We start from the raw sequence: 12,029 nt of genomic DNA on the forward strand, positions 1-12,029 counted from the left end.
ATGAGCGAGGACGACACCACCGACGCCGACACCCCGATGCCGACGGCGGACCCCGCCGCCATCGACCCCATCCGTGTCAGGGGGCTGCGCAAGCGGTACGGCCGCGTGATGGCGCTCGCCGGGGTCGACGTGACCGTCGAACCGGGCACCGTCCACTGTCTCGTCGGGCCGAACGGCTCCGGGAAGACGACGCTCCTGCGGACGTTGCTCGGCCTCGTGGAGCCGTCGGCCGGTGAGGTGTCCGTCCCGGACGTGCGCCTCGGGACGGCGTTCCAGCGCCCCTCGCATTACGACCAGCTGACGGTGGCGGACAACCTCGACGTGTTCGGCGCGCTCGCGGACGCCGACGAGGACTGGGCCGAGACGGTGCTGGACCGGCTGGGGCTGGACGTGGTCCGGGACCGCATCGCCGGAGAGCTGTCGGGAGGGTACAGCCGGAAGCTCGACCTCGCGCTCGCGCTCCAGAAGGAGCCCGCGTACCTCCTGCTGGACGAGCCGCTCGGCGACCTCGACGACGTGACGAAGCTCCGGCTGCTGGAGTTCCTCGGCGACTACCGGGACGCGGGCCACGGCGTGGTGGTGTCGACCCACAACCTCGGCCAGTTCGCCGAGGCCGTCGACCACCTGACCATCGTCTACGACGGTGAGGTGCTGCTGGACGCGCCGCGCGAGGCTATCGACGTTCCGGACGAGGACCTGCAGGAGTTCTACGTCGAGCGGGTGCTGGAGGCCGCCTCGGGGGCGGAATAGCCGCCGGACCTCGACCGCACGCTCTGTCAGCGATCGCCGTCGAGGCCGGCCTCGCGCTCGAACCGGTCGAGGAACTCGTCCATGAACTGTTTCCGCGACTCGCCGAGGCGCTGCGCCGGACGGGTGTGCAAGCGTGCCAGGCGCTCCGAGGCCCACTCGTGGAGGAGCCTGATATCCGGTCGGTCCGGCGCCGTCGCGTCCGACACCGAGGCGTCGTCGATGACGGCGTAGCGTTCGCCGGCCCGGCCCGACCGCTCGCCGACGATACAGGCCAGCCGCACCAGTCCGCGTGCGCCGGCCGCGTCCAGTTTGTCCGCGTCGAACAGCAGTTTCGCCTCGATGGTCTCCGGCTCCGGTGAACCCGACCGGATGCTGTGGGCCCGGATGCAGCGTTCGACCGCCTCGACCCGCTCGGCCGCGACCCCCTCGCTCCCGAGCAGGGTCGCCGCCCTCGTGGCCCCCCACACGTCGTGGTCGTCGATATCGCCGACCCGCTCGCGGGGCCGTCCGATATCGTGGAGCCACGCCGCCGCGGCGAGGACATCTTCGTCGACGGTCGCGTCGCACTCCCGGGCCAACCGGAGCGCCACATCGTGGACACGCCTGGCGTGGAACCGGTCGTGTGCCGGGAGGGCGTCCTCGTAGTACGGCAACGACAACTCACGCGCGAGGGGACCGAGTGTTCGTGTCATCGGAGGGGTCCGGGAGTCGGCCGCCGGCCGGCATAGGCGATGTGGAATCCACCGTCACCGAGCGTGCCGTGGCGGCGGGATAGAGAGTATCGTCGTTTCCAACCCCCTCAAATATGCTACTTCGACAACAATATCCCAATATTCACTCCACAGATATTATCTCGGTATTATGGCCTCAAAGCGACATTCTGAAAGTCAGACTGCTCACTCCGCCAGCGCGGCAGCCAGCACCTCCACGGGATGGGGTGGCCGCTCGTCGAGCCCCTCCCAGTCGTCGAGCTGGGTCCGACACGACGCCCCCGGCGCGACGACGGTTTCGGCCGGACTCGCCTCGATCTGCTCGAACAGCAGTTCCCCGACCGCCTTGCTCATCGAGTAGTGCTCGGCCTCGTAGCCGAATGAACCGGCCATCCCACAGCAGGTCGAGTCCAGTGGGTCCACCTCGAACCCGGCCCGCCGGAGCACGCCCACGGCGTGATGGTCCTTCTTCGTCGCCTTCTGGTGGCAGTGCCCGTGGTAGGCCAGCGACTCGGCGACCGGGCCGTGGGACTCGCCTGCCCCGACGGCGCCGGCCGCATCGAATGCCACGTCCCGGTCGAGGTCGTGGCGGTCGAGGTACTCGCAGACGCCGTGGGTGTACTCCCGGACCATGTCGACGGCCGTGCCCGACAGCAGGTCGCCGTAGTCCGACTGGACCATCACGGCGTCCGTCGGCTCCACGACGACCACGTCGCGGCCGTCCTCGACGTGGGGTGCGAGTTCGGACACCACGTCGCGGGCGCGGTCGCGGGCCGTGTCGAGGAAGCCCTTCGAGTGGGCCGCCCGGCCGGAGGGGAGCGGCTCGGCCAGCTCGACGTGGGCGCCGGCCGCCTCCAGCACCTCGACCGCGGCTCGGGACACCTCCGGCGTGACGTACGTCGAGTACGGGTCCGGCAGGAGGACGACGCGGTGGGCGGCCATCTCGGCCTCGATAGCAGGGTCGTGGGCGTCGAACCACTCGACGAACGACTCGCTCGCGAACGACGGGAGGTCGCGTTCGCGAGCGATGCCGAGGGTCTTCTCCGCCAGCCACCCGCTCCCCGGCAGCGACCCGAGCGCGTTGACGAGCGGGGCGAACCGCGACCCCTTCTCGGAGAGGTCGAACACGTTGGCGAACAGGCGGTCGCGCCGCGGTGGTGTCCCGCGCTGTTCGTGGGCGGCGTGCTCCACCTCGACTTTCAGCTTCGCCATATCGACCTGCGACGGGCAGTCGCGGGCACAGCCCTTGCAGCCGACACAGAGGTCCATCACTTCGGTCAGGAACTCGTGGTCGGCCGCCTCCATGTCGAGTTCGCCCGAGAGAACGCGCCGGAGCGAGTTCGCGCGCCCCCGCGTCGACTGGATCTCCTCGTCGGCCGCGCGATACGTCGGGCACATCACGCCGCCGGTCGTCTCCTGCGGCCCGCGACACCCCCCACAGCCGTGGCAGAGTTCGACCATCCCCTGGAACCCGTTCTCGTTCTCCCAGCGGAGTTCGGGCTCGAAGCCGTCGCCGTCAGCGCCGTCAGCGCCGGCCGCCGCTCCCCCGACAACGCGGTCGGCTGCGTACTCGTACTCGGGGGAGAACCGGAGGTTCTCGGTCATGTCCACGTCCCCGCAGACCTGTCCCGGATTGAGAAGGCCGTCGGGGTCGAACTCGGCCTTCAGGTCGCCGAATATCTCGAACACCTCGTCGCCGTACAGCTTCCGGTTCCAGCCGCTCCGGGCGCGGCCGTCGCCGTGCTCGCCCGACACCGCGCCGCCGTACTCGACGACGAGGTCCGTCACGTCGTCGGCGATGGACTGCATCCGCTCGACGCCCTCGACGGTCTTCGTATTCACCAGCGGGCGGACGTGCAGACAGCCCGGCCCGGCGTGGGCATAGAACGAGGCGTACGTGTCGTGTTCCTCCAGCACCGCCCGGAAGTCGGTGACGTACTCGGGCAGGCGCTCGGGCGGGACCGCACAGTCCTCGACGAAGGAGATGTGCTTCGCGTCGCTCGTCCGCCCCAGCAGGATGGGCAGGCCCGACTTCCGGAGTTTCCAGAACCGTGCCCGCTCGTCGTCGTCGTGGGCCTCGCGCGCGAACGTCGCCCGCGCCCGGTCGTCGCTGACGGGCGCGTCGCCGGACGGGTCGGCCGCGGGGTCGGCGTCGAGATGGCGCGCGCGGTCGGCGAACAGATCGGCCACCTGCTCGCGGCCCTCGGCGTCGGTCTCGGCGTAGAACTCGACGAGCAGCACCGCACCCGTGCCACCTGGCGCGAGGTCGCGCACCAGGTCGCCGAACTCCGTCGTGTCCCGCGCCAGGTCGAGCAACACGTCGTCGAGTACCTCGACGGCGGCCGGGTCGTGCTCGAGGATGGGCGCGACATCGGCCATCGCCGTCACGAGGTCGTCGTACCCCAGCAGCGCGACCGACTTCGTCTTCGGGACGGGCTCGAGCGACACCGTCACCTCCGTCACCACGGCGAGGGTCCCTTCCGAGCCACACAGCAGTTTCGCGAGGTTCACGGTCGCGTCGTCGGGGAGCGGCCCCTCGCCGTCGCCCGGTTCCCTGTCGAGACCGTCGTACGCGTCCGCGACGACGGCATCGAGGTTGTACCCGGAGACGTTCCGCTTCAGGTCCGGGAAGGCCGCCTCGACGACGCCGGCGTCCTCCTCCAGCAGTTCGAGCACGCGCTTCGCGACGCGGGCCCGGACCGACCAGTCGCTCTCGGCCCGGCGCCGGAGTTCGCCGAGCGTCGCCTCGCCGAACGTCTCGACCCGCCCGTCGGCGAGCACCACCTCGCAGGACTCGACGTAGGCGTCGGTCTTGCCGTACTGCAGCGAGTGCGCGCCGGTCGAGTTGTTCCCGACGGCGCCGCCGATGGCGGACTTGTCACCCCACGCGGGGTCGGGTGCGAACTTCAGGTCGTGTGCGGCCAGTTCGGCGTTCAGGTCCCCCAGGAGACAGCCGGGCTGGGCGGTCGCCGTCCGCCCCTCGGGGTCGATGTCGGTGATGGCGTCCATCTCGGCCGTGAAATCCAGCACGACCGCCTCGTTGACCGACTGCCCCGCGAGCGACGTGCCGCCGCCACGCGGCAGAACCGGCACGCCCTGCTCGGCACAGAACTCGACCGTCGCCGCCACGTCCTCGGTGTCACGCGGGAGCACCACGCCGACGGGCGTCACCTCGTACGCGGAGGCGTCCGTCGCGTACAGCGAGCGCGTGAACTCGTCGAACCGGACCTCGCCCGCCACCCGCTCGCGGAGGCCCGCCACGAGGTCGGCGTGCTCCTCGGGGACCGCACCGCCGGCGTAATCGTAGTCGGCCCGCGGGTCCGCCGCCGGGTCCGACTCCTCGGTTGCCATACCCCGCTCTCCGACCGCCGCCCACCTTAATCCCCGCGCCGAACCGCGCTTCCGAAGGCGCGGGACCGGCGAACGGCCGCGGTCGGTCCGTGGGAGTCGCCGGGGATTTCTTGCCGTCCCGGACGCAACGGTCGCGCATGTCCCACGGCACCGGCGAGGCGGCCACCCGACGCGACGGCCGGGGCGCGCCGCTCTCGGCGCTGGCGGGTGGCCTCGTCAGCTTCGTCACGATCTTCCTCCCCCTCGCGCCGGTCGTCGGTGGAGCGATAGCCGGGTATCTCCGCGCCGGGGACGCCCGAGCGGGCGCGCTGACGGGGAGCCTCGCCGGCCTCGTCACGGTACTCCTGCTCGCGGGACTCGCGAGCGGGGTCCTCGCGCTGCTCCCCGTCCCCCTCGATGCGGGCCAGTTCCCGGATCCGCTCGGCCTCGTGCTCGGTGCCGGTGGCGTCCTGCTCGCGGCCTACGTCCTCGTGCTCAGCACTGTCGGCGGCGTCTGTGGCTCGTTCGCCGCCAGCGAGGTCGACATCATGGGGCGGTGACCGCGTCGGCCGAGGCGGAACCTTCCTGTCGTTCGGGCGATATGCACCGACATGCCCAGCCGCCGTCGGGTGCTTCGCACGCTCGCGCCCGGAGTCGCGACCGCGCTCGCCGGCTGCGGCGATGGCTCGACCGACGCCCGGGAATCCGGTGGCCCCCCGGCCGCGAGCCCGACGGCCACCCCCAGCCCCACGCGCCGTCCGGGTCCGGCCCCGTCTGAACGGGTCCTCGGCGCGAGCGCCACCGCCGCGGACGGCACCCGCGTCACGGCCCGGCGCTGGACGGCGTTCGAGTCGGTCGACTACGAGCGCGAGGGCGGGACGGCGACGGCCGAACCACGGCGGGGCCGCTTCGTCGCGTACGACTTCCTCGTCGAGAACACCGGTGACGAGCGACTGCCGGCCGTGTCGGACACCGTCTTCCGGCTCCAGCTGGCCGGCGGCACCTACCAGCACCGCCACAGCCTCGATGGGGTCCCGTTCGACCGGGTCGAGCGGCCCGACGACGGGCCGGGGATCCGGCCGCTCGCGTGGTACGACGGGCTGGCTCCGGGAGCGTCGGTCAGCCTGCAACTCGTCTTCGACGCGCCACATCGCCCGCGGTTCCGCCACTACCTCGCGTGGGACCACCCGGAGCCGGTGGCGGGAATTGAGGGTGCCGTGTTCCTGTGGCCCGATGGGAGCGTGCTCGGGTAATCGCGTCGCCCTACGGCGACAGCGGCTGCGGGTGCTTCTCCTCGTACCGCTCGAACGTGTACGGCATCCACTCCTTTGCCTCGGCGAGTACCTTCTCGGAGAGTTCTCGTACTTCCCACTGGGCATCCCCCTTCATCCGCATGTTGAGCAGGTGCATCAGCGCCCGCGCGTTCATCGAGAAGGTCATGTTCACCTTCGTCCCGATGGGGAGGAGCATCCGGGCGTCCTCCTTCGGGACGCCGGCCTCGACGAGGTCCGTGTACGCGTCGATGCACTTCTGGTAGACCTCGTCCGCGAGTTCGCCGCGTTCCTCGGCCGACATCTCGATCTCCTCGACCCCCTCGCGGGAGACGACCTCGTCGGACTCGAAGGTCTCCGGGTAGGTGAACCGCTCTTCGAGGGCCTCCTCGCCGGAGAGTTTGACGTATCGGAGGCTCATCACGTCGAAGGAGGCGTGGCGGTGGCGGGTAATCTGTGCCATACACGAGCGGCTGACCCCGCGGACCGCGAACGTTGCGGACGGATGCTCGAACGGGCCCCAGTGACCCGAGCGCATCAGATGGTCCATCAGTGTCTGTTTCTTCTCGTCGATGGTGTCGCCCTCGACCGGCTCCATCACCTCGGCGAACGGTACGTCGCTCCCGACCCAGTCCGAGGAGTAGTCACCGCGAGCCGCGCGACAGACGAGTTCCTCGGGGGTCGGCGTGCAATCGAGGAGTTCGACCTGCATGTCCGGACCGGGGACCGCAGGGGGTATCAAACGTTCGGCAACGAGCCGGGTGGTGGCCCGGTCAGGGAGCCACGAACTGCGCCAGCACCGCGGCCGCGCCGTCGACCTCCCAGATGACCGTCACCTCGCTCCCGGAGTCGACCGTCGCACGCGTCGTGAAGCTGTCGCCGGCGGCGACGCCGTCCTCGCCGGCGGTCCAGGTGTCGACCCTGGTCTCGCCGTCGCTCGTGTACCGGACCCGGAGGTCTCCGTTCACCGTGTCGCCACCCTCGTGCTGGATGGTCACGGTCCCCTCGGCGTTCTGCTCGAAGCCGAAGGCGACCTGCGGGGCCTCCGCGGGAGTGCCGCGGTCGCTCCCGCCCCCGCTGGCCTCGCCGAAGCCGAACTCGTCGGCCAGGCGCTGCGGGTCGCCCGTGACGGTGAGCACCACGGCCCGGCCGTCGGCCGTGACCTCCGTCTCCGGCGGGGTCACGTCCTCGGAACGTGATTTGGCGGTCTCGATGGCCGAGCGGAGCGTCTCCGCCCGGTCGCTCACGACGCCCTCGTCGTCGTAGTAGAGGCGGACGGTCACCTCGCCGGAGGTGGACTCCGGTGCCGTGCCGCTCCCGCCGACGCCGACAATGCCCTGCGTGAGCGCCTTCACGTCCCGCGCGAGTTCGTCCTCCGGCTCCCGGGTGCCGCCCTGCCCGTCGCCGAAGTACATCGACCGGACCGTCTCGCCGCTGGCGAGCGTGCCGGCGAGGAACGGCTCGTCGCCGAGGTCGGTCAGTATCTCGCCCCCGAGGTCGTCGTCCGCGAGCGGGCTGCCGCCACCGCCTGCGGTGTCGACCTGCGTCTTGACGGCGTCCAGTGCCGTCGGCACGCCCGAGGGGGTGGCCGTCAGTTCGCCGCCGCCCCGGTAGTCGCCGCCGGAGGTCGGGGTCTCGCCGGGGTACGCCACGTCGACCGTCGCGCCGGCGACCGCGTCGGCCGATATCGCCGCGGCGACCGTCCGGGTCTTGTCGTACTCGGCCGCGCCGCCGTAGAGCGTGAAGCCCTCGTACTCGCCGCGCTCGGTGAACTGCTCGTTCTCGGCGAGCTGCGAGCGGATGCGTTCGGCATCGAAGTCGCCGGTCAGGTAGCCGGCGTAGACGCTCCGGTCGTCCTGATACTTCCTGGGCTCGCCGCGGTCCGTCCCGATGACGCCGCTGAGTCGGTCGGCGTCGGACGGCGCCGCTCCCTCCACGTCGCCGGCGGTGTCCTCGACACCCTTCCGGAAGGACTCGGGGAGCGCGGCCTTCTGCTGGCGGTACGCGCTGGCGTCGACCGAGACGAACGACCGCGTCTGCACGTCGAAGACGGCAGCGGGGTCGAACAGGGCCGTGGCGTACGCTGGGGCGTCGGAGCCACTACCGCCGTCGGTCACGTCGGAGAGCTGTTCGGTACAGCCGGCGAGGCCGGTCAGGAGGGCTGCGAGTCCGCCACTCGCGCGGAGGACATCGCGTCGTTCGGGGGCCATGAGCGGTCGTTCAGGACCTCCCGGCAAACGTCTTGTGTTCGGCACGTCCATCGCGAGAGAAGCGTCAGTCCGGCGGTTCCGGGAGAATCGCGGCCGAGGCCCCGGCCGACAGCGGCGTCAGCTCCCGGAGGTCGGCGTCCCGTCCTCGACGGGTGTCGGGGTCCGGGTGCTGGTGGACGTGCTCGTCTCGGTGGGCGTCGCGGTGCCGGATTCGGTTGGGGTCGCGGTGGCCGAATCCGTCGGCGTCGGGGTGCCGGATTCCGTCGGTGTCGCGGTGCTCGAGTCGGTCGTGGTCGGGGTAGCCGAGTCGGTCGACCTCGGCGTCCGCGTCGGTGTCTCGTCCGGGGTCGCGGTGCCCGTCCGCGTCTCGGTGGCCTCCCGGGGCGTCTGCGTCTCCGTCCCCTCCGCGGACGCCGTTCGGGTTCGGCGGGGCGTTCCCGTCGGCGCCCCGTCGAACTCCGCGAGCGTGACTGCCCCCTCACCGTTCCAGATGACACGGACGGAGCCGTCCTCGGCGAGGGCGAGTTCGGTCGTGTAGGTGTCCCCGGCCGCGATGGCGTCGCCCTCGGGCTCCCAGACCTCCTTCCGGCCACCCTCCACCGAGTCGTAGACGACGACGAGCGGCTGCTCGATGGTGTCGCCACCCTCGTGCGTGATGGTGACCCGGTTCTCGCTCCGGGTGTCGAAGTCGAAGGCGACCTCCGGGGCGTCCGGCGCCGGCGGCCGGTAGAGGCCCAGTGTCGCCGAGGAGTCGCCGTCCGAGGAGTTCCAGACGACGCGGAGGACACCCGTGACGGGCTGGTCCGTGGTGATCGAGTCACCGGCGGTGATGGAGCCGTCGTCGGGCTGCCACTGGCGCTCGATGCCCTCGCCGCTGGATTCGTAGAGAAGTCCGAGTGTGCCCTCGGTGCCGACCTCGTCGCCGCCGTCGTGGGTGACCATGACGCGGCCGTCCTCGCGGCGGTCGAAGCTGAACGAGACCTGCGGGGCCCTCGGCGCGGGGTCGTTGCGCTCGCCGAAGCCGAGTTCCTCGTAGAACGCCGACGGGTCGCCGGTGATGGCGACGGCGACCGCGGCCCCGTCGGTCTCGACCGTGACCTCCGGGACGGTGAACGCCTCGGACTCCGCGCGGAGCGCGTCACGGAGGTCCTCGACGGCCGTGGCGCCGTCGCTCGCCGCGGACTCGTCCTCGTACAGCAGCCGGAGGTCGACCGCGCCGCTGCTTGCGCCCTCGGCGTCCGCACTCCCGCCGAACGCCGTCAGGCCCAGCGTGATGCGTCGGAGGTGGCGCTCGACGGGGCTCGGCTCCGGCTCGCTCACGGTCGGGGTACTGGCGCGCCGGTCGTCGGCCCCGCCGTTGTCGTCCCCGTCCCGACCGTCGGCCTCCGGGGTGGCCGTCTCCGCCTCCGGCGTCCGGAACCCGAGGCGCTCGCGGAGCGTGGCGGCGTCGAACGCCAGCCCACCGACGATGGGCCCATCGAGTGCGTCGGCAAGGCGGTCGAGCCGGTCGTTCGCGCCGAGGAGCCCGCCGGAACCGCTCGCGCCCGCGTCGACGTGGAGCCTGGCAGCGCGCTCGGCGCTCACGCCGCCAGCGGGCGTGCCGGATGGCTCCGGCGGTGTCTCGCCCCGTGGCGGGTCGACGTACTCGCCGCCGGCGTCGGCCACCGCGAGAACGACCGCCTCGTCACCGACCGCCGCCGCGGCCGTACTCCCCGGCGAGTAGCGGTCCCGGCGGGTGTAGAGGTCGTATCCCTCGTACTCGCCGGCGGCGCCCACCTCGGAGTTCGACTGGATGGCGCTCGCCACGGCGTCGCTATCGAACGACCCCGTCCCGACGGTCGTCATCACGAACTGCTCGTCGCCGTAGTCGTCCGGGTTCGGGTCGGCGAAGGCGCCGAGACCGGTCACGCGGTCGAAATCGTCGATGGCGACGCCGTCGTACTCGTCGGCTGCGCGCTGGAGGGCCTCGTTCGCCTCGGTCGGGAGCGCGGCCTGCTGTTCACGGTACGCCGCGACATCGACGGCGTAGAACCCCTGGAACGAGGCGTCCAGCAGGGTACCCGTGTCGAACAGCCAGTCGGCGTACGAGGGCCGCTCCTCTCCGGGTGCGTCCGTAACGTCCTCGATACAGCCGGCGAGGCCGCCACTCAGGAGGGCTGCGACGCCTCCAGCACGGAGGACATCGCGACGTTTGGGTGACATCATCAGTCGGTGTCGATGGCATCGGTAAGTGTCTTCGGTGTCTCCACCGCGGGAACCGCCGGCGAGGGGCCGGATGCCGCAACCGGTGCCCGTGGGACCACCTTCATGCCACCGCCGCCCGTCGACTGCGCCATGTATCTCGCCGACGAGGCGTGGCCGGACCTGGAGTCGTACTTCGAGTCCGAGTCGCTGGCCATCGTCCCGCTGGGGTCGACCGAACAGCACGGCCCGCACCTGCCCGAGGGCACCGACCATCTCATCGCCGAGGGACTCGCCCGCGCCGCGGCCGACCGGACGGGCTACCTCTGCACACCGACCATCAACATCGGCGTCAGCCCGCACCACAAGCAGTTCCACGGGACGATGTGGGTCGACGCGCCGCAGTTCCGCGACTACGTCGAGTCGTTCACCCGCAACCTCACCTACCACGGCATCGACCGCGTCGTCTACGTCAACGCCCACGGCGGCAACATCGAGCACCTCCAAGAGGTCGGCCGCCGCCTCTACGACGACGAGACCGCCTTCGCCATCGAGTGGATGTGGGACGAGTCCATCCCGGACCTCGTGGACGAGCTGTTCGAGCACAACGGCCCCCACGGCGGGCCGAAGGAGACCGCGATGATACAGCATCTCCACCCCGACCTGGTCCACGACGACCGGCTGGAGGAGGCCCGCGACACCGGTATCCTGATGGAGGAGGTCGAGAACGCGGAGCCGGACGGTCGTCGCCGGGGGATGGTCCACGGCGCCCGCGCGTTCTACGACGCCGCCGACAACACCGACAACGGCGTCCTCGGGGACCAGACCGACGCGACCGCCGAGAAGGGCGCCGAACTGTTCGAGGCCTCGTGCGACCAGCTCGTGAAGCTCTGCGAGTGGCTCGCGGCACGCGAGCCCGAGGAGCTGCGCCCGAAACCCCACGTCTGAGGACCCCACGACGCCGGCTGTCGTCTGAGTTCCCACGTCGCCGGCTGTCTGACGGACCTTCTTGTCGTACCCGCCCGTGCGGCCGACCATGCATCAGGTCGCCGACGGGCTGTACGTGGGGGGCATCGCGGCCGTGAGCGAGACGGCGCCGCTCCGCGACGCGGATATCGAGGTCGTCGTCGGCCTCACCCACGACCCGCCGGCCGGCGGCTACCCCGACCCCGTCCGCGTAATCCGCGAGCCGATGGTGGACGGGCCCAGGAACGAGGCCCCGGCCTTCGAGCGCGCTGTCGAGGCGACCCGCGACGCCCTGACGAGCGACGAGCGGGCCCTGGTCCACTGCTCGGCCGGCGCCTCGCGGAGCGTCGCGGTGGCCGCGGCGGCGCTCACCGAGACGACCGACCGCGACCTCGAAGCCGCCTTCCAGCGGGTCGTCGACCGACGACCGCCCGCCGACCCACATCCGGCGCTGGTCCGGCGTGCGGCCGGCTACCTCGGGTACGAGAGCTGAGTTCGTGATAGCCCGGTATATCCCACCAACGCTAACGATAGGTTCCAAGGCCCAGGCGTATCCGACGCACGTTACGTACAAGACGATAATCCGTGCAGGGGCCGTCCCGAATCGGCAG

General features: G+C 71.2%; 11 protein-coding genes. 5 read left to right on the forward strand and 6 right to left on the reverse strand.

What is annotated here, in order from left to right; translation table 11 throughout:
* The gene (locus tag NL114_RS19625) at nt 1-750 is read left to right on the forward strand and encodes an ATP-binding cassette domain-containing protein (RefSeq protein WP_254822608.1); all 750 of its coding nucleotides are present in this window, start codon (nt 1-3) and stop codon (nt 748-750) included.
* 26 nt (nt 751-776) lie between these two features.
* Here the strand turns inward: NL114_RS19625 and NL114_RS19630 are convergent, their stop codons facing one another.
* Entirely contained in the window at nt 777-1,442 is a 666-nt protein-coding gene (locus tag NL114_RS19630) for an HD domain-containing protein (protein ID WP_254822609.1), read from the reverse strand.
* 204 nt (nt 1,443-1,646) lie between these two features.
* Nucleotides 1,647-4,811, reverse strand: coding sequence for an FAD-binding and (Fe-S)-binding domain-containing protein (locus tag NL114_RS19635; protein ID WP_254822610.1), 3,165 nt, complete (start codon nt 4,809-4,811; stop codon nt 1,647-1,649).
* A 137-nt stretch (nt 4,812-4,948) separates the two neighbouring features.
* Here NL114_RS19635 and NL114_RS19640 point away from each other — a divergent pair, with 137 nt between their 5' ends.
* Both NL114_RS19640 and NL114_RS19645 read left to right on the forward strand, forming a co-directional pair.
* Entirely contained in the window at nt 4,949-5,350 is a 402-nt protein-coding gene (locus tag NL114_RS19640) for a DUF5518 domain-containing protein (protein ID WP_254822611.1), read from the forward strand.
* Nucleotides 5,351-5,401: 51 nt separating this feature from the next.
* The gene (locus NL114_RS19645) at nt 5,402-6,043 is read left to right on the forward strand and encodes a hypothetical protein (RefSeq protein ID WP_254822612.1); all 642 of its coding nucleotides are present in this window, start codon (nt 5,402-5,404) and stop codon (nt 6,041-6,043) included.
* 10 nt (nt 6,044-6,053) lie between these two features.
* On the opposite strand, the gene thyX is transcribed toward NL114_RS19645, so the two are convergent.
* From thyX to NL114_RS21700, 4 genes are all read right to left on the reverse strand, one after another.
* Nucleotides 6,054-6,773 (reverse strand): FAD-dependent thymidylate synthase, encoded by a 720-nt coding sequence (gene thyX / locus NL114_RS19650; RefSeq protein ID WP_254822613.1) that lies wholly within the window; start codon nt 6,771-6,773, stop codon nt 6,054-6,056.
* A gap of 61 nt (nt 6,774-6,834) precedes the next feature.
* The gene (locus tag NL114_RS19655; protein WP_254822614.1) at nt 6,835-8,271 is read right to left on the reverse strand and encodes a hypothetical protein; all 1,437 of its coding nucleotides are present in this window, start codon (nt 8,269-8,271) and stop codon (nt 6,835-6,837) included.
* Nucleotides 8,272-8,388: 117 nt separating this feature from the next.
* Nucleotides 8,389-10,473 carry a hypothetical protein gene (locus tag NL114_RS19660; protein ID WP_254822615.1) on the reverse strand — a complete coding sequence of 695 codons (2,085 nt, stop codon included), beginning with the start codon at nt 10,471-10,473 and terminating at the stop codon, nt 8,389-8,391.
* Nucleotides 10,474-10,475: 2 nt separating this feature from the next.
* Complete coding sequence (locus tag NL114_RS21700) at nt 10,476-10,607, reverse strand: hypothetical protein (RefSeq protein ID WP_286671088.1); 132 nt, start codon at nt 10,605-10,607, stop codon at nt 10,476-10,478.
* Between NL114_RS21700 and NL114_RS19665 the strand changes: the two genes are divergently transcribed.
* Together NL114_RS19665 and NL114_RS19670 are read left to right on the forward strand one after the other, a co-directional pair.
* Nucleotides 10,606-11,400, forward strand: coding sequence for a creatininase family protein (locus NL114_RS19665; RefSeq protein ID WP_254822616.1), 795 nt, complete (start codon nt 10,606-10,608; stop codon nt 11,398-11,400). The genes NL114_RS21700 and NL114_RS19665 overlap by 2 nt on opposite strands.
* Before the next feature lie 88 nt (nt 11,401-11,488).
* Nucleotides 11,489-11,911 (forward strand): dual specificity protein phosphatase family protein, encoded by a 423-nt coding sequence (locus tag NL114_RS19670; RefSeq protein ID WP_254822617.1) that lies wholly within the window; start codon nt 11,489-11,491, stop codon nt 11,909-11,911.
* Nucleotides 11,912-12,029: the final 118 nt, after the last annotated feature.

This window comes from Haloglomus halophilum (genome assembly GCF_024298885.1).
Classification (GTDB): Archaea; Halobacteriota; Halobacteria; order Halobacteriales; family Haloarculaceae; genus Haloglomus; species Haloglomus halophilum.